This window comes from Vagococcus acidifermentans (assembly GCF_003987655.1).
GTDB classification, from domain to species: Bacteria; Bacillota; Bacilli; order Lactobacillales; family Vagococcaceae; genus Vagococcus_B; species Vagococcus_B acidifermentans.
Window position 1 is genome coordinate 84,851 of sequence record NZ_NGKC01000007.1, and the last position, 21,444, is coordinate 106,294.

Consider the following 21,444-nt stretch of genomic DNA (forward strand, 5'->3'; position numbering starts at 1 on the left):
TGCTTCCTCCTGTTAACTTTGCGCTACCTGAAAATCGCCGCGCTCATTGATATCTTCCAAATGCACCGACACAATCTTCGATACACCGGATTCCTGCATCGTTACACCGTACAGCACATCTGACGCTTCCATCGTCCCTTTACGGTGCGTAATCACAATAAACTGCGTGTCCTTTTCAAATTCACTCAAATATTTCCCGAAACGGACGACATTGGCATCGTCCAGTGCCGCTTCGACCTCGTCCAGCACACAGAAAGGCACCGGGCTGACCTGAATGATGGAGAACAGCAGTGCAATAGCTGTCAGCGCCCGTTCGCCACCTGAAAGCAGACTCAGACTTTGCAGTTTTTTCCCCGGCGGCTGCGCCACAATCTCTATCCCGGTATTCAGCAGGTCAGCTTCATCTGTCAGCTGCAAATCCGCATGACCGCCGCCGAACATGTTCGGAAACACTTGCCGGAATTCTGCGCGGATGGCTTGAAACATACTGGCAAATCGTTCAGCCACGATGCTGTCCATCTCGCTCATTGTATCAAACAATTCACCCTTTGCCGCCACCAGATCATCCCGCTGTGTCATCAAAAAGTCGTACCGTTCCTTGACTTGTTCGTATTGCTCAATCGCATTCGTATTGACCGGTCCCAGCTGGCCGATGCTCTTTTTCAACTGACGGACAGTCGCCTTGCCGTCATCTATCGCCACCGTCAGCGGGTATAAGTGCTGTCCGGCTTCAAAGGTCAAGCTGTACTCCTCCTGCAAATAAGTCAAGCCATTGTCAATCGTCACTTCCATCCGGTTCTTGACGACTTCCGCCTGTGTCCTGCGGTCCATCAGCTCCTGCTGGGTTTTATTTTCCGTCATCAGGAGCTGGTCCATCTCTGAAATCCGTTCCTGCGTCTCCTCACGGGAGGCTTTCACTTGCAGAATGTGCTCATCCACTTGCTGTTTGGCGGCACTGAACTGACGCATCTGCTGTTCAAGCATCTCCCGGGATTCGACGACCGTCGTTTGATTGGTTGTCAGCAACGTCAGCTGTTCCTCTGCCAGCCGCCGCTGGTTTTCAATATCAGCCAACTGCTGCTCTTTCTCGTCTCGGCGGGTCGTCAGCTGGCCGATTTGCTCGCTGAGAACAGCGACCTGCGCGTTCGCATCAGCCAGCTGTCCCTGTATCGCTTCTTTGCGGGCGGCATTTTCTGCTTCAGTCTCGTCCGTCCGGCTCATCGCCGCATCAAGTTGTTCCCGGCGCTCTTGTAACGCAGCCTGTAACGCTGTCAGTTCCCCTTTTTGCTGATGATACGCATCCAAGAAACGGGTCAATTCACGCTTTTCGTAATCCGAGGCCTGCTTTTCCTTCACGACCTGTTCCAGCTCCGAGGCAATGCGTGTCAGCTGATGGGACAGCTCCTGCTCAGCTTCTTTAGCCGTTTCCCCTTGGCGGCGCAGCTCCTCCAGCAGGACATCGGTTTTCTGAACAGCCTCTTTCAGCCCGTTTACAGCCACTTCTTTCTGCTGATATGCCCGTTCCATCTTGGCAATCTGCTTCGTCAACTCTTCCAGCTCATTGGCCTGCATGAACAAATTGCCTTGACCGCTCTTTTTCGTCGCACCGCCGGTCATCGAACCGCCCGGATGAATCAAGTCGCCTTCAAGCGACACGACCCGGTAACGGAACGACACTTGGCGGGCTATCTGATTGGCAGTATCCAAATTCTGCGCCAGCAGCGTGACACCCAGCAGATTTTCCATGATTTGCGCCACCTGCCCGGGAAAAGTCACCTGCTCGCTCGCCACGCCGAGAAACCCGTCACAGCCTGCCAGCTGCTGCATCACAGATTGAGGCAGTTTTCTCGGTTTGATCGTTGTCAGCGGCAAAAATGTCGCGCGCCCCAGACGCTGCCGCTTCAAATAGGCAATCGCCCGACGTGCGCTTGCTTCATCTTCTGTTACGATATGCTGTGCGGCACCGCCCAATGCGGTTTCAATGGCAAGTGCCAGCTCTTTCGGCACTTGCATCAGCTCAGCCACTGCCCCGACAATGCCGCCCAGTTCTTGACGTTGCGTCAGCACCGAGCGCACGCCCTGATAAAAACCGGCGTAGTTTTCCTGAAGTTCCCGATAACTGTGCTGGCGTGCGCGCGCCTGCTGGAGTATTCCCAGCGCCTCGTACATCTGCTTTTCCGTAAATCCGGCTTCCTGTTTCAACCTTGCCAGATGCTGCTGCTTGTCCTGGTATTGTCCGCGGCAGTCGGCCAGCTCTTGGTTTTTTTGGTCCTTCGTTTCCGTCAGCTGCTGCTGCTCGGCAAGCAGTTCCTCTTCCCTTGCGCTCAACTGGTCGTAACGCGAAATGTCCTTGTCATTACGCTGGACCATTTGCTGGTATTCTTTCTCCAAGTGCTTCAAATCATTATTGGCATTCGCCTGCTGCTGCATGACGTCAACATACTCGCTGCGCATTTCTTCCAGCTGCTCTTTGGCAGACTTGCTGACACGTGCCAGCTGTTTTTCCAATTCGGACACTTGCTTTTGAAGATGGATTTTTTCAGTATTTTTTCCATCGATTGTTTCAATAAGTTGCGTCAGCTCGCCTTGAACAGCCGTCAGCTGCTCGCCCGCCTCGGCAATCGTCTGCTGATACCCCTGCACATTCTCCGCCGTATGTTTGGAGCGCTCCGTCAAGACGTTACGCTTGCCTTCCGCCTGTTCATACGCTTCTGTCGCCTGCAGCAACTGCCGCTGCTGGTCATCCAGCTCGGCATTCAGCGACGCCCGCCGACTCCTCAGCATGTCCAGTTCCGCTTCAAAAGAGGCGATCTGCGTTTTGGAAACGCCGATGGACTGATTCAGCCCGGCAAGCGTTTCTTTGGTCGTTTCCCATTGAGCTCTGGCCGCATCCACTTCAGCCACCGTGACACCGACATCGATTTCCGTCAGCTTTTCTTTCAGCATCATATACTTCTTAGCCTGCTCGCTCTGCCGTGACAGCGGATCAAGCTGGCTTTCCAGCTCGTAAATGATATCCTGCACACGGTTGAGGTTGTCTTCCGTTTCAAAAAGTTTCTGTTCGGCCTTGTGTTTCCGCTGTTTATATTTCAAAACACCGGCGGCCTCTTCAAAAATCCCCCGGCGGTCTTCCGGTTTGCTGTTAAAAATACTCTCGACTTTCCCTTGAGAAATAATCGAAAACGATTCTTTTCCCAGCCCTGAGTCCGTAAACAAGTCGACGATATCTTTCAGCCGGCAGCTTTGCTTATTAATAAAAAAGTCGCTGTCGCCGTTGCGGTTCAGCCGTCTGGTGACACTGACTTCGCTGAAATCCAGCGGCAAAAAATGTGACTCATTGTTCAGCACCAGCGTCACTTCTGCAATATTCAACGGTTTGCGCGCAGCTGAACCGGAAAAGATAACGTCCGGCATTTTGCCGCCCCGCAGGCTTTTCGCTGACTGTTCGCCCAGCACCCAGCGGATCGCTTCAGTGATGTTGCTCTTGCCGCTGCCGTTGGGGCCGACAACCGCTGTCAAGCCGTCATCAAATTCAATCACCGTCCGGTCGGCGAATGATTTGAATCCTGATAGTTCAATTCTCTTTAAATACATGACTGGCAGAATTCCTTTCGCATTGTCATTTGCCCTTTTTGGCCAGATTAATCAGCGCTACTTCCGCCGCACGCTGTTCCGCCGCTTTTTTTGATTTGCCGGCGCCTGTGCCCAGAATTTGGCCGTGCGCCACAACTTCCACGTAAAATACCCGCTCATGGGCCGGGCCTTCCTCGTTGACCAGCTGGTAGTCGATTGTGACGTCGCCGTTGCGCTGCAGCATTTCCTGCAACGTGGTTTTATGATCCATCTCATGTGAAAAAGCACCTGCTTCTATTTTAGGCACCATGACTTGTTCGACGAATGCCTTAGTGCTGTCGAACCCCTGGTCCAGATACAATGCGCCCAAAAAAGCCTCGAACAAATCGCACAACAAAGACGGGCGGTTTCTGCCGTTGGAATTTTCCTCGCCTTTGCCTAAACGCACGTATTTATCAAACCCGCACTCTCTGGCAAATTTAGCCAAACTTTCCTCGCAGACAATGGTTGCCCGCAATTTGGTCAGCTTGCCCTCCGGCAGGTCCGTAAAATTAGCGTACAGATATTGCGATATCAATAATTCCAACACGGCATCACCTAAAAATTCCAGCCGCTCATTGTCTGTCAGTTCCAAGTGGCGATGCTCATTCACATAGGATGAATGGGTAAAGGCCTGCTCCAGCAGGGTGATATCATTAAAAACGATTTGATAATTTTTTTTCAACAGGTTTAACAGTTCTTCTTTCATCTAACCGCATTCCTTCCCGTATTTTTTCGCACACATCCTATTATACTTGTTTTTCATCTGTTTTTGAAACATTAAATAAAAATCGGATTCTCTAAAAATTAGAGAGTCCGATTTTTAACTACATACTTTTAAAAAATGCTTAACGTTCTTCTGCAGTCAGTTCAACTGGGTACCAGAATCTACCGTTTGGTGCATGGTTCCAGTCAAAGTTCTTCACGCGTGCGCTGACAGGCAGCAGCTCATTCCGGTACAATGTCGGAATCGCAAATGCTTCTTCTGCTGCATACTCTTGCCACTCGTGGAAGATTTCGATACGGCGTTCTGTGTCGAAGGCTTCCTCAGAGTCCATTGCTTCCAGCAGTTCAGTGTTCTTGTCGTCTTCAAAACGTGTGTAGTTGAAGGAGGCAATCGGGCCGAACAGTGCTACTTGTGACGGGTTGACACTGATACTCCATGCTGCTTGGTAAATATCGATTTCAGGGTCATCGTTCTTCAACTTGTCATAGAAGGATTGGAAATCAATCAAACGGCCAGTCGTCAGTTTCACATCCAGTCCGATTTCTTTCCACTGGTCCATGTAGTACTCGGCCATTGGCTGTGCCACTTCACCGCCGGACATTGAAGCAAATTTAATTTCCAGTTTCTCACCGTTCGGGTCTTCGCGCAGTCCGTCGCCGTCTGTGTCTTTGTAGCCGGCTTCGTCCAGCAATTTATTGGCTTTGTCGACATCTTGGTCAACATAGCCTTTAACTTCTTCTGCGTGGAAGTCGCCCAGTACTGGCGGCACCAATGTGTTGGCAGCTGTTCTCAAGCCATTGTAGAATTTATCGCCGATTGCTTTGTTGTCGATTGCATAGGCCATTGCCTGACGCAGGGATTTGTTAGCCATCTTGGATTCAGGGTCGTACGCAACACGTTTTGCTTTAGTGTCCCATTTACCAAGTTTAAAGCCGATATATGTGTACGCCAACTCGCCGCGGCCCAACAGTTCATAGCCCTCGATATCTTTATAAGCAGAGTAGTTGTCTGTCGGCATGGAAATAATCATGTCGTATTTTTTCGATTTCATTGCTTCAACGATGGAATCTGTCGGCGTTTGACGGATGATAATCTTGTCCAGTTTCGGTTTGCCTTGGTAGTAATACTCGTTCGGTGTATACTCCACTGCTTCGCCGCGGACAATCTTGCTCATCTTGTAAGGACCGAAAGTCACAATGTTTTTACGGACAGGGTCGCTGGACTCCATGTCTTTGACCGGCAGATCTTTGAAGATGTGCGCAGGCATTGCAAACTGCCAGATACCGCCGTCGCCGTCAGCCATTTCAAGACCTGGGTTGACTTCCTTAAATTCGATTTCCACTGTCTTGTCGTCGATTTTCTTGATTCCGGCAACGTCTTCTGTCTTGCCTTCGTGATACTCAGTCATTCCGACGATGTTCTCAAATTGTGCGCCGTAACGGACACCTGCATAGTCTTTATGACCAATAATCAAGTACGGCTGGATAATGTCTTCAGCTACGACCGGCTGGCCGTCCGACCACTTGGCATCCTTCACAAGCTGGATCGTACCTTTTTTAGCTTCTCTGTCCAGCTTGAATGTGGCAACACCACTGTCGTCAATCATAAAGTGCTCATCAAAGCCAAACAACGTTTCATGCGACACTTCCATAAAACGGCTGTCGTAAGCATCCTCGTTGAACGCCGGGTCAAACAGTCCTTGGAATGTCGTATCCATTGCCATGGCAGCTTCCAGTGTACCGCCTTCGATTGCTTCATCTTCGTTAGTGGTTTTAATCGGGAATTTGGAGATGTCGGCTGTCTCTGTTTCACCATTGCCAGAGCCGCCTTTTTCCTTTTTCCCGCCGCCGCCACCGCATGCAGCTAGCGTCAATGAGGCAATCACTCCCATTGTCGCCAGACCAATCAATTTTCTTTTCTTCATTTCTTTTCCCCCTTATCCTAATCTTTGTCTTGCGTCTGCAGAACGTTTAAACGCCTGACCAACATAATTTATACTTAACATCAACACTAGAATCAGTATTGATGCTGGTACCCAAATCCATGTTTTTTCTGACAGCACCACACCGTTTGAGGCAAAACCGATAAGCGTTCCTAAACTCGGGGTCGTTGGCGGCAAACCAAAGCCCAAGTAGGAGAGTGTGGTTTCGATGCCGATATTCGCAGCAAAATTCATGGTTAAATTAGTGATGATCAGCGAGCTTAAATTCGGCATCAGTTCAAAAAACATAATCTTAAAATCATTTGTGCCCAAGGTTTTGGATGCGCTGATGTAATCGCGGCGCACTTCAGACAAAGTTTTCCCTCTGAAAAGACGCGCCTTGGCAACCCAGTAAAAAGCACTCATAATTGCAACGAATGAAAAGACATTGTAATTCGAAACAATCGTGACAAACACAATAATAATCATCTGAATCGGCAAAATCATGACAAAATCCACCACGCGCATCACAATGATGTCAACGATACCGCCAAAATAACCGGAGAGAACTCCCAGTCCGACCCCGACGATGGAGGTGATGATGGTGACGGAAAAACCAATCAAGATGGAGTTCCGCGCCCCGATAATCAACTGTCCGTAGACATCACGTCCGCCTTCATCAGCGCCCAGCAGAAAACCGTTGCCGGGTGGCGCATATTTATCCAGAATGCTGACTTTCATTACAGCCTGCTGGTCCAAAAGCATCGCAGCGATAAACACAAACAGCAGCACGCCGACTAAAACAACCAATGAAACCATGGCGATTTTATCTTTTTTAAACTCCCGCGCAATCATCCGAAAACCTGTCGGCGGGATACTTACTTGTTCTAAAGCTTGTTCTTTTTCTTTAGTCATTTCTGTTTTCTCCTTCCTTTATATCAGGTTTTATTGAATACGAATTCTCGGGTCAACAATACTCATGACAATATCGGAAATCAGGTTCCCGACAACTGTCACCACACCGAGAATCAGCACCAACGCGGTAATCACTGAATAGTCACGACCGTTGATGGCATCAATAAACAACTTCCCGATACCAGGATAGGCAAATGTTTGTTCAATAACGACTGAACCGCTGATCAAAGCGGTGATTTCATAACTCAGCTGAGCGGCAATCGGCAACGACGCATTCCGGAAAATGTGCCGGGTAAAGACCTTACCTGTCGGCACCCCTTTGGAACGTGCCGTTCTGACAAAGTCCATCTGTTTGGCATCAATGACTTCGTTCCGCAAATACTGGATGGTCACTGCCGTCCCCAGAAGCGCCTGGGAAACGGCCGGCAGTATCATGTGATGCAGCCGGTCCAGAAAATACGCAAATGTGCCTTTGGTCACGCCGCTGGATACTGAGCCCGCGGTCGGGAACCAGTCCAGCCGGTAGCCGAATACAAACAGCATAATCAGTGCAAAGATAAAGAGCGGCACAGCAAAACTGAAGAAATTGTAAACAACAACCGCTTTGTCAAACAGCGAGTTTTGATAACGTCCGGAAAAAAGCCCCAGCGGCAACGCAATCAAATACGTCAGGATAACTGTCAAAAGCGACAGCCAGATCGTATTGCCGACACGCTGACCGATGATGTCTGTCACCGGTAGTTTGTACAGGAAGCTCCGGCCGAAATCGCCCTGGAGCGCATTACCGACCCAGCGGGCATACTGTTCGTACCACGGGTCGTTCAATCCGGCCTGTTCCCTTAACCGGTCAATAACTTCCTGACTCTGGTTGGGGTTAATCAGCCCGGTAAACGGATCGCCCGGCATCGCTTGGGCAATCAGGAAAATAAACAGACTCAAAATGATGATTTGCGGAATCATCAGCAGCACACGTCGCAGTATCGTCTTCCACATAATTATGCGCCCCCTCTTTCTACATGTTTCACAGCGGCTTGATGTGTCGGACTGACTGTCTGCAAGTCATAGACACGGCCATTGTCATCGTAATACTGGCTGTGAAGGTTTTGGTACTCTTGTTCAACGGCGCGGCGTTCAGCCTTGTGCGCCTCCCGGTTGTCCACATCGATTCTCGGGATAGCCGACAACAGCCGTTTTGTGTAGATATGCTGGGGGTTGGAATAGATATCCTCCCGTGTGCCGATTTCAACAAACCGGCCTTTGTTCATAATCGCAATGTTGTCGCACATGTGTTTGACAACGCCCAAATCATGGGAAATAAATAAATAGCTCAGGTTATATTCTTCCTGTATCCGTTTCATAAAGTTCAGCACTTGCGCCTGTACAGACAAGTCCAGCGCCGAAACAGGTTCGTCTGCCACAATCAGCTTCGGATTAGTTGCTACCGCTCGAGCAACACCTATACGCTGCCTCTGACCGCCGGAAAACTCATGTGGATATTTGTACAACGCATCGGAAGGCATGCCAACGGTATCGAGCAAGCTTTGAACCTTTTTCTTTTCTTCCTGAACAGATAAACGTTCAAAGTTGCGTATCGGTTCCGCAATGATATCAATAACCCGCTTCTTTGGATTTAAACTTGACATTGAATCCTGAAAAATCATCTGAACTTCTTTGTTGTAGTTCATTTTTTTACGGGCATTTTTCGCCGTGACATCGGTACCTTCAAAAACGATTTGCCCGGACGTCACTTTTTCCAAACCGACGATGGATTTCCCGATAGTCGATTTGCCGGAGCCCGATTCGCCCACCAAGCCATATGTCGTGCCTGGTTCGATGATAAAGTCTACACCATCCACCGCATACACATAGTCGACAATTTTATTAAAGAAGCCGCCGCGTATCGGATAATGTACTTTTAAGTCTTTAATTTCTAATAATCCCATTACGCTTCTCCTTCTTCATTTCTAAAATGAAAATGTTTGTAGCACGTACAGCGGACAAAATGTTCCGGTTCCACTTCATGCAGTGTCGGATTTTCTTCATGTGCCTCGGCCGGTATCCAGTCGATCCGCGGTGCAAAACGGCAGCCTTCACGCACCATGTTCTTTAATGACGGCACGACCCCTTCAATGACGTGCAGTTCGGCATCATGCGAATCTTCTTGCGGAATAGAGTTCAGCAAGGAACGCGTGTAAGGATGCTGCGGATTGTTGAAAAGCAAGTCGACAGGCGCCTGCTCAACGATTTGTCCGGCATACATGACGGCCACCCGGTCAGCGGTTTCTGCTACAACGCCCAAGTCATGCGTGATTAAAATAATGCCGGCTTCTGTCTCCTGCTGCAGCTCATTCAATAAATCCAGTATTTGTGCCTGAATCGTCACATCCAGTGCAGTGGTCGGTTCGTCGGCAATAATAATCGGCGGCTTGCACGAGATGGCAATTGCGATAATGACACGCTGGCGCATCCCTCCTGACAATTCATGCGGATACTGTTTTGCCACACGCTCCGGATAAGGCAGCCCCACCTGCTTCAATAATTCAAGGACACGTGCGTTGCGCTCCTTCTCTGTCAAATCAGTGTGATAAGACAAACTTTCTGCTATTTGGTCGCCGATTCTCATCAACGGGTTGAGCGAGGCCAACGGATCCTGAAAGACCATCCCTATATCATTTCCACGGATTTTGTTATACAGCGTTTCGCTCAAACCGACTAAATTCAAATCGTTATATATGATGTCACCGGTAATTCGCGTATAATTGAGATCATGGAGACCCATAATTGTCGTAGCCAGTGTGCTTTTCCCACAGCCGGACTCGCCGACGATAGCCAAAATTTCATTTTTGTCCAGCGTGATGGACACATCGTCCACCGCATCGTAATAGTCGTCTTTGATGCGAAATCCTGTGTGCAAATTGCGCACATCTAATAGCTTATTGTCATCAAACAATAGAATTCCCCTTTCCTGATTTTTTCCCGATAGTAATTCATTCAAATACTCCTACAATGCAATCAGGTGCTAATTAAAAATTAGTATGAAGCATCTTATAATTATATTAGAAATGACCCCCCTTTGCAATAGTTAGAACTATTTGTTCGGTTTTAACTATGCTAAAATATGTTCGTATTCTCATCAGAATTTCACAAATTCATCAACTTTTAATATACTTGTCTATATTTTAGCATAATGCGGCGATTTATTCACTGGTAAGCGCATACAATTGCGTTGGATTAAACACGCGCTTGAGAAAAAAACATAACAAAAAAATTTGGCAGAAAAAAAACAAGCCAGATATTGCGTATATATGTGCAATAACCAGCCTGCCTTAGATGGTGCTATATATGATATTATTGATGCGACAGTATGTAGTCTATTGCTGCGCCCACGGTGGCAATATTTTCCGCATCTTCATCTGAAATTTCCGTATCGAATTCATCTTCCAATTCCAGTACGAACTCCATAATACTGATTGAATCAGCACCCAAATCTTCTGCGATGTTCAGTTCATCAACAATTTTGTCTTCTTCGATATCAAAATGTTTTAAAATGATTTCCCGGATTTTTCCTAATACTTCTTCTCTTGTCACGGTATACACCTCCCTGTTTGCTCATTATGTCATGTCAACTTATAGCCATTTTACTTTTTATCAGTTTGTTTGTCTATCCTTTTTTCACTATTTCGTGTCCGAAGATGTGCTTTGCGCATCAAAATATGTCACCAGTTTACCGACGACATCTGTCGACAGCATTGTGTGAATTTGTGAAATAGTATGGCTGACCGCTTCCGGTCCTGTCGAGCCGTGTGTTTTGACGACCGGCGCCTTCAACCCGAACAAGACTGCCCCGCCGTGGCTGGAGTAATCCAGTTTATTTTTCAGCTGTTTCAGGCTGTCCTTCAACATCAGGGCACCGACTTTCCCTTTCATGCCGCTGTCCATAATTGAGGACTTTAATAAATCCATCAGGGAAAGTGCCGTCCCTTCAACTGATTTCAACACGGCATTGCCGGTAAATCCATCTGTGACGACGACATCGGCGACGCCTTGGAACAAGTCGCGGGCTTCCACATTACCGATAAAGTGAATGCTTTTTTCAGCCGACAGTAACGCAAACGCATTTTTTGTCAGCTCGCTGCCCTTGGTTTCTTCCGTCCCGTTATTGAGCAGGCCGACCCGCGGGGTATCAATATGCCGCACGTTTTTCGCATAGAATGAGGCCAAAATGGCGTACTGGAGCAGATGTTCCGGTTTATTATCCGCATTCGCCCCCATATCGATAAAATCAAACCCGGCATCAGCCTCTCCTGTAAACACCGGCATGGTCGTCATCAATCCCGGACGTTCAATTTGTTTAATCCGGCCGACGATAAACAACCCGGCAGCTAATAAGGCACCTGTGTTGCCGGCGGAAAACACCGCATCGGCCCGGCCTTCCTTGACTGCCTGGGCGGCCAGTACCATCGACGCATTTTTTTTGCGCCGGATGGCTCGGACCGGCTCGTCGTCACTGGCTATTTTTTCATCTGTATGAATAATTTGAATGTTAGTTTCATCCGTTACGTATTGACGGATGGCCTGCTCGTCGCCGTACAGTTGAAACTCGATGTCGGTCAATTTTTTTTTGGCCAGCATCACACCTTCAACGATGGCTTGCGGCGCATAATCGCCGCCCATTGCATCTACAGCTATTTTCATACTAAACCTCCTCAATTCCCACTCATAGTGATAATGATAATAATAGCATATTAGTCTAAATATGTCTGTTGCTCTGCCAGCGAGGCGACAGCTTCGGCCAGCAGCCGGTTAGCGGGCTGCTTTTGCCAGTTCGTTTCCTGACAAAGCGTAAACGCCTCTTTGCGCGCTGTCTCAAGAATCACCGCATCTGCCATCATATCACCAACGCGAAATTCCGGCAACCCGGATTGTTTGCTGCCGAAGAAATCTCCCGGTCCGCGCATCTCCAAGTCCTTTTCGCTCAAGACAAACCCGTCGGTCGTCTCCGTCATGATGGTCATGCGTTCCTGACCTGTTTCGCCTTTTGGGTTAGCAACCAAGATACAATACGATGCCTTATCGCCGCGGCCGACCCGTCCTCGCAGCTGATGCAGTTGCGCTAACCCGAAACGGTCCGCATCCATGATCATCATGATGGTGGCGTTAGGCACATTGACGCCGACTTCTATGACTGTCGTGGACACCAGAACTTGTGTCTCATTGTCTTTAAAAGACTGCATCACCGCTTCTTTTTCCTGGGGTTTCATTTTGCCGTGGAGCAGGCTGACCGCAAACTCGGGAAGGAAAAACGCCCGCAAATGCTCATAAATCTCGGTCGCATTTTTGACATCCAATGCTTCTGATTCCTCAATCAAAGGACAGATGACATACGCCTGGCTTCCCTGCCTCAGTTCCTTGCGCATCCACTCCAGCACCGTATCAACTTGCTTCGGTCGAATCCAGCGGGTTTCCACAGGAATCCGGCCGGCCGGCAGTTCGTCGATAATCGACACGTCCATTTCCCCGTAAGCAGTGATTGCCAATGTCCGGGGAATCGGTGTTGCTGTCATAAAGAGGACGTCAGGGTTATCCCCCTTCTCCCGCAGTATCTTCCGCTGATTGACACCAAAGCGGTGCTGCTCGTCAGTAATAACCAGCCCCAAACGATGAAATAGCACGTCGGATTGAATCAGCGAATGCGTGCCGACGACCACGTTGATGCTGCCGTTCTCAAGTCCTGCCAAAATCTGCTTTTTTTCCGCTGCTTTGGTCGAACTGGTCAACAGCGCCGTCTGTACCTCAAATGGCTCAAACAGCTGTTGCAAGCTTTCCGCATGTTGTTCGGCCAATATTTCCGTCGGTACCATCAGCGCCCCTTGGTAGCCGGCCGTCACAGCTGCATAAAGACTGACGGCTGCAACGACTGTTTTGCCGCTGCCGACATCCCCTTGAAGCAGGCGGTGCATATGGTTCGGCCGCCTCATATCGCCGCAGATTTCATTGATGACCCGTTTCTGGGCTGCCGTCAGCTCAAAGGGCAGCTGGCGTGTAAATTGTTTCAATCGTTCCACATCATACAAGATGGCGTTGCCGAATGCGGTCGCAGTCTCTTCCTGCTTCAGCAAAGCCATCCGCAGTTGAAACAAAAAAAACTCCTCAAAAACCAGCCGGCGCCGGGCCAAACGGTTTTCATCATTGGTCTGGGGAAAGTGCATGGCAAACATCGCTTGCCCCTTCGGCATCAGCCGGTATTTTTCCAGCAGCCATTGCGGCAGATTTTCCTCAATGCCGGCGCCGTATTCAGCAAAAGCCTGACGAATCAAGTCCACCAGCGTACTTTGACGGACATGCTTATTGACATGGTAAATCGGGGCAAAATCGGACAGCTCTCCTTCTTTTGAGGCAATGATTTTCATCCCGGTCAGCGCCCGCCGCCGGGCATCCCACTTTCCAAAAACAGCGATGTCTTCGGACAAACTGATTTGTTTTTTCAAGAAAGGCTGATTGAAGAAGGTCACATTAACCACAGCCTGTTCAATCATCATCCGGAAAACCAGCCGGCTTTTCCGATAGCCGTAATGTGTCACAACAGCATCAGAAATGACCGTGCCTTTCAGAACAACTTTTTCCTGATCTTGAATTTCCAGTAAATTTTTCTCCTGAATATCGTCATACCGAAACGGGTAGTATGCCATGAGGTCCCCCACAGTCGTGATACCTAATGTCTGCAGTGCCGCCTGTCTTTTTTCCCCGACCCCTTTTAAGACGGTCACGGGATGATTCAACTGTGTCATAACGTCCTCCTTTCCTCTCAACAAACAAAGCCAAACTCAACATCAGTCTGGCTTTACATCTTTCATTATTCTACTGAAAAAAGATACGGATAAACCGGCTGGTCGCCCTGATAGATTTCAACTTCCAGGTCTTTCGACAGAGTCAACACGGCATCCCGCAATTTTTCGGCTTCGGCTTGCGAGCCTTCTTCTCCCACAAGGATGGTGACTATTTCACTGTCATCATTCAGCATCTCTTTGAGTGTGTTGAAGGACGACTCGAATCTGTCCGGCAGAGAGACAACTATTTTCCCGTCCACCATGCCGATGTAATCGTCTTTGCGGATTGCCATGCCGTCGATGGACGTGTCGCGGACCGCTGTGGTCACCTGTCCGCTGACGACATCAGCCAGCATGTCGCTCATTGCCGCTTTATTTTCTTCTAAGGACAGCTGGTCATTGAAGCCCAGCAGTGCGGTCATTCCTTGGGAAATCGTTTTGGACGGCACGACCGCTACCGGCACATCACTGACTTCTGCCGCTTGGTCAGCTGCCATAAAGATATTTTTGTTGTTCGGCAGAATAATGACCTGCTCCGCATGCACCGCCTCAATCGCCTTCACGATATCTTCTGTGCTCGGGTTCATCGTCTGTCCGCCGTTAATAAGATAGTTGGCGCCCATACTCCGGAATAATTCCTGTACACCTTCGCCCGCAGCAATCACAATCACACCGTAAGGGATGCGTTCTGCCGGCGCAGCTGAATCTTCTTTCTCGTCAGCTTCCAAAATAGTTTCGTGCTGCAGACGCATGTTGTCTACTTTCACTTTAATCAGCGAACCGAATTTCTGTCCGTAATTCATTACTTCGCCCGGATGTTCTGTATGGACGTGTACTTTGATGATTTCATCATCTGCAACCACTAAAAGGGAATCGCCCATTTTATCCAAATGATTTCTGAACGTGTCATAATCAAACTGGCTGTCGACTGTCGGACCATTGCCGATTTGGACCATGATTTCCGTACAGTAGCCGTAAGTGATATCTTCTGTTGCCAAGTGGCTCTGGACACTGCGGTGATGTTCCGCGTTAATCATCTCGTCCATTTGCGCCGGCGTCGGCTGGTACGCGTCACTTTCCACATCTTTTCCGGAGAGGGCTTCTAAAAACCCTTCGTAGATGTAAACCAGGCCTTGACCGCCGCTGTCGACGACACCGACTTCTTTCAAGACAGGCAGCATCTCCGGCGTCTTAGCCAGTGCTCTTTTCGCACCTTTCAACGCAGCCTCCATAACCGCTAGACAGTCATCAGAATCCTTGGCCTTGCGCTCACTGGCAATGGCCGCTCCGCGGGCAACCGTTAAAATCGTGCCCTCCACCGGCTTCATGACTGCTTTATATGCTGTTTCAACACCGTTGGCAAAGGCTGCCGACATATCCGCTGCAGTCAGCACGTCGACGTCCTTAATACGTTTGGAAAAACCCCGGAAAAGCTGTGATAGAATCACGCCTGAGTTGCCCCGTGCCCCCATCAGCAGTCCTTTGGAAAGAATCGCCGACAGCTCGCCGACTTTCTCTGAGCTGGCATCTCTCACAGCCTGCGCACCGCTGCTCATGGACAAATCCATGTTCGTTCCCGTATCTCCGTCCGGCACGGGAAACACATTCAAAGAGTTCACATATTCGGCATTTTGATTTAAACGATTTGCTCCGGCTTGTACCATCGCTTGAAATTGTCCACCGTTAATCGTTGTTACTTTCACTAATAATCCTCCTCATTGATTCAAAACTCACTTATTCAGGCAGTACGCGTACGCCCTGAACAAAGATATTAACGGAATTGGCCACAATCCCCAGCATGGTTTCGAGATTGTACTTGACTTTTTCCTGAACATTCCGGCTGACTTCCGAAATTTTCGTGCCGTAGCTGACAATGATGTACACATCCACTGCCACACCATTTTCCTCTTGACGAACAATGACACCGCGCGAATAGTTCTCTTTTCTTAATATGTCATTTAAATTATCTTTTATTTGGTTTTTACTCGCCATGCCGACAACGCCGTAAATATCCGTTGCAGCGCCGCCTACGACTGTGGCAATGACTTCATTCGCTATCTCAATGGTTCCTGCCTGTGTTTTAATTTTCACAGCCATATTTTTTGCCTCCTTATTAAAAGGGTCATAGTTACCCATTATCATTCCTAAGTTTATCATAGCGGCCGCGTTTATTAAAGAAAAATTCATCGGAACAGCTGTTTTTCATTGAAAATGATGAAAAATTTGGGGATTTTTATTGCATTGTCAAACGTAATATGATAGATTATTCTAGTATGGTTAGAAAACTATCTGAACCAATTCAAAGCAAAGGAGGAAGAAACATGGCAAAGGAATGTTATATAACTGGGCGTAAAGCAAGAAGCGGCAACTCACGTTCTCATGCGATGAATGCATCAAAACGTACTTGGAAAGCCAATCTGCAGAAAGTTCGTATTTTAGTAGACGGCAAACCTAAGAAAGTTTGGGTTTCAACTCGTGCTTTGAAATCAGGTAAAGTTGAACGCGTCTAATAAATTAAATGAATCAAAGAAGTTGATGCAAATGCATCAACTTCTTTTTTCGTTATCCCGTGATTGTATCACTGCCACAACACCGCTCTCAAAAGAAAACTCACTGCTGCCGACGACGAATTCATTGCTTGCCAGCGATGTCGGACGCACAAAATCTTTTTCTGACAGCCGGTACTTGGCCTGATGGATGCTGAGTTTGGTGACCGGCGTCAGACAAACAAACGCCAAGTAAGTCATCCCCGGCTCCTGCGTGATACGGTAGCGGCCGGGTGAATAGTAACGGATACTGTTCTGCATGTCGCGCATGACCAGCCGTTCCCGAACCGGCGCAAACCGTTCTTCCAGCGGCAGCCACAAATTGGACAGAAAATGGTCCAGCCGCCCACCCGTTGCGCCAATCAGGGTGATGTCCCCCGCCGGTGCTTTTTCCAGCGCCGTCAGCAAAGCCAGCTGGGTATCCGTATCGTCCTTTTCCGCTTGCGAATAATGGATTTCCGGTATCCTTTTTTCCAGATAGGCCAGCTCTGTCCGGTTAAGAGAATCGAAGTCCCCCACCGCCACTGATATCGGCAGCCCCTGCTCCAGCGCGTAAAAAGCGCCCCGGTCCACACCGATCCAAAGGGCAACATCCGACCCGAGCAATGCCAAGTCCGGCCAGCTGTCCGGACTCCCGCCCGCAATCAGGACTGTCCCGCCAGTCATTACTTGACAGCCTCTCTTAGTCTGTTTATCCGTTCCGCCACATTTTCCGAGTTATAAACATACGAACCCGCAACCAGCACATCCGCACCTGCTTCAACACACGCTGCCGCTGTATCATCAGCCACACCGCCATCGACTTCAATCTCGTATGTGTACTGGTGTTCACGGCGGAGCTCAGCCAGCTGTGTCACTTTTTTCAGACATTCTTTAATAAAGGACTGGCCGCCAAAGCCCGGATTGACCGTCATTATCAGCACCAAATCAGCCAGATGCAGCACCTCTTCAATAGCTGAAACCGGCGTGCCCGGATTGATGACGATACCTGCTTTAGCGCCTGCTTTTTTAATCATCTGCAGCGTCCGGTGCAAATGAACCGTGCTTTCCTGATGCACTGTGATGATGTCGGCGCCCGCCTGCGCAAAATCATCAATAAACCGTTCCGGCTCAACAATCATCAAGTGAACATCCAGTGTCAGTTCAGTAACCGGACGGATAGCTGAAACAATATTGGGTCCCAGCGTGATGTTTGGCACAAACTGGCCGTCCATCACATCAACATGGATGTAATCCGCTCCGGCCTGATCCACTTTCACAATATCCCGTTCCAAATTAGCGAAATCCGCACTCAAAATCGATGGTGCAATTTTAATCATGTGACATGCCTCCAAATTAATTATTTTTACGATACATTGGTTTTCTGTTTTCTATCTCATCTAAAAACTGTAAATAATTCGTATAACGCGACTCCAGAATCTGGCCGTCAGCCACTCTTTTTTTCACTTCACACTGCGGCTCATGGCGGTGACGGCATTCGCGAAATTTGCAATATGCGGATGCGTTGACAAACTCCGGAAACTGCTTGGATAAATCCGCAGCTTCAATTGCCAAAAACTCAATTGAACTGAATCCCGGCGTATCCGCTACCCAGCCGCCGAACAACGGCAGCAGCTCAACATGCCTTGTAGTGTGCCGGCCTCGGCCAAGTGCTTCGGATATTTCTCCCACAGCCAACTCCAAATCAGGCGAAAGCCGGTTCAGCAGTGTGGATTTTCCGGCACCGGACTGTCCCATGAAGACTGTTACCTGGTCAGCAAAAAAAGACGTCAGGCGGTCTTTTTCAAATTGGCTGGAAAACAGCACAGGATAGCCGATTTTTTCATAGGCCCGTCTCACCCCTGCCATTTCTTCCAGCTTGTCATCATCAAGCAGATCCATTTTTGTCAAGTAGATGATTGGGCTGATATGGTTGTATGACAGAGTCACCAGAAACCGGTCAAGCAGATTATAAGAAAAAGCCGGGTCGACACAGCTGGTCACTACTACCCCCTGGTCCACATTGGCGACCGGCGGCCGAATCAGTTCATTTTTCCGCGGCAGCACATCCAGTATGTACCCGTCTGTTGCACTAGTGCTTTCAAACGCAACGAAATCACCGACCAGCGGGGTAATGTTCCGCTTCCGAAAATTTCCCCGGGCTCTCGTCTGGTATATCTCACCGCCGCTGTAAACATAATAGAAGCCGCTGAGCGCCTTAATAATCTGTCCTTCTCCTTCTATCATAGAGTTCCTCCTTTCGTATCATGTTGCTGACGCTTTGCTACGTTTCATTGTAACACATTTTTAAACAAAAAAAGCGAGAGGAATGCCTCATGCACTCCTCTCAATTTTTTTATCCGGTTTTGTCATCATTGTGGTGTGTCGTTTGGCTCAGTCGTTTTGGTATCGGATGTCGGCGGCGTAGTGGTTTCCGAAGTTTCCGGCGCACTTGTCTCCGTCGTTTCCGGTGCTTTAGGTCCCGCCGAGAAAACAACGGTGACGGTATCGCCTTTCTGCACCGAAACGCCTCCGCCGGGCACACTGTATAACAGCTGGCCTTCGGCAATCGTTTCCGAATGCTCGGCAGCCCCTTCGACCATTGTCAAACCGACGCTTTGCAGGTAAGCCGCAACGCGCGACCGCGAATACCCGGTCATGTCCTCCAGCACAAAACTTTCCGGACCCTTGCTGACACTAAATGTAATTTGGCTTTTTTCCGGAGAGACTTCCGCATTTTCCCGGATACTCTGCTTCACGATCGTGTTCCGTTCAGCTGATTCGTCATACACTTCATCTGTCTTGATATTTTCTGATTTAAATCCCTGCTGTACAAGGTCGGATATGGCTTCATCCACATTCCACCCAGTGTAGTCTTTCATCTTGATATTTTTAGACCCGATACTGACAAACAGCGTGATGCGGGCATTTTCTTTGACCATGCTTTTAGCTGCCGGGTCGGTTTTGACAATCCGGCCTTCTTCAATCTCGTCACTGGCTATTTCTTCGATATTGGGGTCAACTTGCAGTTTGGCTTTTTCCAAAACTTCTATGGCTTCCGCCCGGGTCATGTCAGTGACATCCGGCACCCTGATTTCTTCCCGTCCTTGCGCCAGGAAGAACACCGCACCGATTACCGCCAGCGCCAGTACCGCAAAAATGATCATCTTCTTTTTCCGGCTTTTTTTCTTCTTCGGCGGCTTCTTGGCTGCCGCCTCAGCAGTCTCAGTCTGCGGCGGTTCAGCAGCAGCCGAAACGGCTTCCGGCTGAAGCGACGTGATTGCCCGGGTTTCATCGGTCATCACTGTGGGCACGAATCTTGGTTCATTAGCGCGTTCGGGATTAAGCGATGTGCGCAAATCGGCATACATCTCATCGACGGAAACATAGCGGTCAGCGATTTCCTTGGCCGTAGCGTGAAGCACCACATTTTCCAGCGGCTGAGGAATTGCCGGATTGTGGTCGCGTACAAACGGGATATCATTTTGGAAATGTTTCAGTGCGATGGATACAGCTGACTCCCCTTCAAACGGCACCTCGCCGATCAGCATCTCATACAGGATGATGCCCAGCGCATAAATATCGGATTGACGCGTTGCCATGCCGCCGCGTGCCTGTTCAGGCGACAAATAGTGGACCGAGCCCAACAACGTATTCGTCTGAGTGATGGAAGTTTCGGACAGTGCAATCGCAATCCCGAAATCGGTGATTTTCGCCACGCCGTTTTCATCCATCAAAATATTTTGCGGTTTCAAGTCGCGGTGAATAATCCGGTGCTGATGCGCAAGGGAGATGGCCGACAAGATTTGCCCCATGATGTCTACGACTTTTTCAAGCGGGATGGACGGATTCTCGTGAATATAATGCTTCAAGTCCGTGCCGCGCACATATTCCATCACGATATACTGCATGCCGTTTTCTTCGCCGACATCATACACGCCGACAATGTTCGGATGGACCAGTTCAGTAGCTGCCAATGCTTCCCGGCGGAACCGGCGGATGGCATCCTGATCATCCTGAAAATCAAACCGCAGCACTTTCACTGCGACTTCACGATTTAAAATCAAATCTTTTGCCAAATAAACATTTGCCATGCCGCCGCTGCCGACATTGCCAATAATCTCATAACGTTCATCAATTATTGTCCCAACAGTAATCATTCTGTTCCCTCCCCTGACGCAGGAGCAAATTCTATCAGTAAGACAGTGATATTATCCGAACCACCAGCTTCATTTGCTTCGTCAATTAATGTGCGGACACGATCATCCAACGGGGTCGTCTCCAAAACAATGTCTTTAATGTTATTATCACTCAGCATGTTAGTCAGGCCGTCAGAGCACAGCAGCACTTTATCACCGTCTGAGACCGCAACAAAAGAAATGTCGACTTCGACCTCTTCAGGCATGCCGACAGACCGGGTCAGCACGTTTCTTCTTGGATGTGTCGCAGCCATTTCGGCTGTGATCTCACCGGCTTTTACCAGCTCATTGACAAGCGAATGGTCTTCTGTCAGCTGGGAAATATGATTGTCCCGAATCAAGTACGCGCGGCTGTCGCCCACATGCGCCAGAATCAGTTCTTTTTCCAGCATAATCGCTGCAACAATCGTCGTGCCCATGCCAAATAAAGCCGGGTTATTGAGGCCTTTCTGAAAAATTGCCGTATTCTCTTTTTGGATGTACGTCAACAGCCAGTCAACAACCGCATCACGCTCAGAGAGCACTGTTTGTTCCCAGGATGCCCCCAGATTGGTCACCAGCAGGTTGCTGGCCGTATCGCCGGCCTGATGCCCGCCCATGCCGTCTGCGACAATCGCAAGAGAAACATCTTCTTGATTCAAAAAGATGCCGACCGTGTCCTGATTGTTTTTGCGTTTTCTGCCAATATTGGTCTGAAAGCTAATTTGCATACCTACAC

18 protein-coding genes are annotated in these 21,444 nt (G+C 49.0%); 1 reads left to right on the plus strand and 17 read right to left on the minus strand.

Annotated elements, in window-relative coordinates; genetic code table 11:
- Window positions 1–12: 12 nt before the first annotated feature.
- From smc to CBF27_RS07520, 12 genes are all read right to left on the minus strand, one after another.
- Window positions 13–3,594, minus strand: coding sequence for a chromosome segregation protein SMC (gene smc, locus CBF27_RS07465; RefSeq protein ID WP_126813696.1), 3,582 nt, complete (start codon window positions 3,592–3,594; stop codon window positions 13–15).
- A 25-nt stretch (window positions 3,595–3,619) separates the two neighbouring features.
- Complete coding sequence (gene rnc / locus CBF27_RS07470; protein WP_126813697.1) at window positions 3,620–4,321, minus strand: ribonuclease III; 702 nt, start codon at window positions 4,319–4,321, stop codon at window positions 3,620–3,622.
- Window positions 4,322–4,460: 139 nt separating this feature from the next.
- On the minus strand, window positions 4,461–6,263 hold the full coding sequence (locus tag CBF27_RS07475; RefSeq protein WP_126813698.1) for an oligopeptide ABC transporter substrate-binding protein: 1,803 nt from the start codon (window positions 6,261–6,263) through the stop codon (window positions 4,461–4,463).
- A 12-nt stretch (window positions 6,264–6,275) separates the two neighbouring features.
- Complete coding sequence (locus tag CBF27_RS07480) at window positions 6,276–7,175, minus strand: ABC transporter permease (RefSeq protein WP_126813699.1); 900 nt, start codon at window positions 7,173–7,175, stop codon at window positions 6,276–6,278.
- 30 nt (window positions 7,176–7,205) lie between these two features.
- Window positions 7,206–8,168 carry an oligopeptide ABC transporter permease gene (gene opp4B, locus CBF27_RS07485; RefSeq protein WP_126813700.1) on the minus strand — a complete coding sequence of 321 codons (963 nt, stop codon included), beginning with the start codon at window positions 8,166–8,168 and terminating at the stop codon, window positions 7,206–7,208.
- A 2-nt stretch (window positions 8,169–8,170) separates the two neighbouring features.
- Window positions 8,171–9,118 carry an ABC transporter ATP-binding protein gene (locus tag CBF27_RS07490; RefSeq protein ID WP_126813701.1) on the minus strand — a complete coding sequence of 316 codons (948 nt, stop codon included), beginning with the start codon at window positions 9,116–9,118 and terminating at the stop codon, window positions 8,171–8,173.
- Window positions 9,118–10,125 carry an ABC transporter ATP-binding protein gene (locus CBF27_RS07495; RefSeq protein ID WP_126813752.1) on the minus strand — a complete coding sequence of 336 codons (1,008 nt, stop codon included), beginning with the start codon at window positions 10,123–10,125 and terminating at the stop codon, window positions 9,118–9,120. Before CBF27_RS07495 ends, CBF27_RS07490 begins: the two co-directional genes overlap by 1 nt.
- A gap of 398 nt (window positions 10,126–10,523) precedes the next feature.
- Window positions 10,524–10,763 (minus strand): acyl carrier protein, encoded by a 240-nt coding sequence (gene acpP, locus CBF27_RS07500; protein WP_126813702.1) that lies wholly within the window; start codon window positions 10,761–10,763, stop codon window positions 10,524–10,526.
- A gap of 87 nt (window positions 10,764–10,850) precedes the next feature.
- Window positions 10,851–11,870: a phosphate acyltransferase PlsX gene (gene plsX / locus CBF27_RS07505; protein ID WP_126813703.1), complete on the minus strand. Its 1,020-nt coding sequence runs from the start codon at window positions 11,868–11,870 to the stop codon at window positions 10,851–10,853.
- 50 nt (window positions 11,871–11,920) lie between these two features.
- On the minus strand, window positions 11,921–13,963 hold the full coding sequence (gene recG, locus CBF27_RS07510) for an ATP-dependent DNA helicase RecG (RefSeq protein ID WP_126813704.1): 2,043 nt from the start codon (window positions 13,961–13,963) through the stop codon (window positions 11,921–11,923).
- Between the two features lie 65 nt (window positions 13,964–14,028).
- Complete coding sequence (locus CBF27_RS07515; protein ID WP_126813705.1) at window positions 14,029–15,705, minus strand: DAK2 domain-containing protein; 1,677 nt, start codon at window positions 15,703–15,705, stop codon at window positions 14,029–14,031.
- A gap of 31 nt (window positions 15,706–15,736) precedes the next feature.
- Window positions 15,737–16,099, minus strand: a complete 363-nt coding sequence (locus tag CBF27_RS07520; RefSeq protein WP_126813706.1) for an Asp23/Gls24 family envelope stress response protein — start codon at window positions 16,097–16,099, stop codon at window positions 15,737–15,739.
- Window positions 16,100–16,323: 224 nt separating this feature from the next.
- Here CBF27_RS07520 and rpmB point away from each other — a divergent pair, with 224 nt between their 5' ends.
- The gene (gene rpmB, locus CBF27_RS07525) at window positions 16,324–16,512 is read left to right on the plus strand and encodes a 50S ribosomal protein L28 (protein ID WP_126813707.1); all 189 of its coding nucleotides are present in this window, start codon (window positions 16,324–16,326) and stop codon (window positions 16,510–16,512) included.
- A gap of 36 nt (window positions 16,513–16,548) precedes the next feature.
- Here the strand turns inward: rpmB and CBF27_RS07530 are convergent, their stop codons facing one another.
- From CBF27_RS07530 to CBF27_RS07550, 5 genes are all read right to left on the minus strand, one after another.
- Window positions 16,549–17,214 (minus strand): thiamine diphosphokinase, encoded by a 666-nt coding sequence (locus CBF27_RS07530; protein WP_126813708.1) that lies wholly within the window; start codon window positions 17,212–17,214, stop codon window positions 16,549–16,551.
- The gene (rpe, locus tag CBF27_RS07535) at window positions 17,214–17,864 is read right to left on the minus strand and encodes a ribulose-phosphate 3-epimerase (protein WP_126813753.1); all 651 of its coding nucleotides are present in this window, start codon (window positions 17,862–17,864) and stop codon (window positions 17,214–17,216) included. The genes CBF27_RS07530 and rpe overlap by 1 nt, the downstream gene beginning before the upstream one ends.
- A 19-nt stretch (window positions 17,865–17,883) precedes the next feature.
- Entirely contained in the window at window positions 17,884–18,774 is an 891-nt protein-coding gene (gene rsgA / locus CBF27_RS07540) for a ribosome small subunit-dependent GTPase A (RefSeq protein ID WP_126813709.1), read from the minus strand.
- A 125-nt stretch (window positions 18,775–18,899) separates the two neighbouring features.
- Entirely contained in the window at window positions 18,900–20,687 is a 1,788-nt protein-coding gene (pknB, locus tag CBF27_RS07545; RefSeq protein WP_126813710.1) for a Stk1 family PASTA domain-containing Ser/Thr kinase, read from the minus strand.
- Complete coding sequence (locus CBF27_RS07550; protein WP_126813711.1) at window positions 20,684–21,436, minus strand: Stp1/IreP family PP2C-type Ser/Thr phosphatase; 753 nt, start codon at window positions 21,434–21,436, stop codon at window positions 20,684–20,686. The genes pknB and CBF27_RS07550 overlap by 4 nt, the downstream gene beginning before the upstream one ends.
- Window positions 21,437–21,444 lie beyond the last annotated feature (8 nt).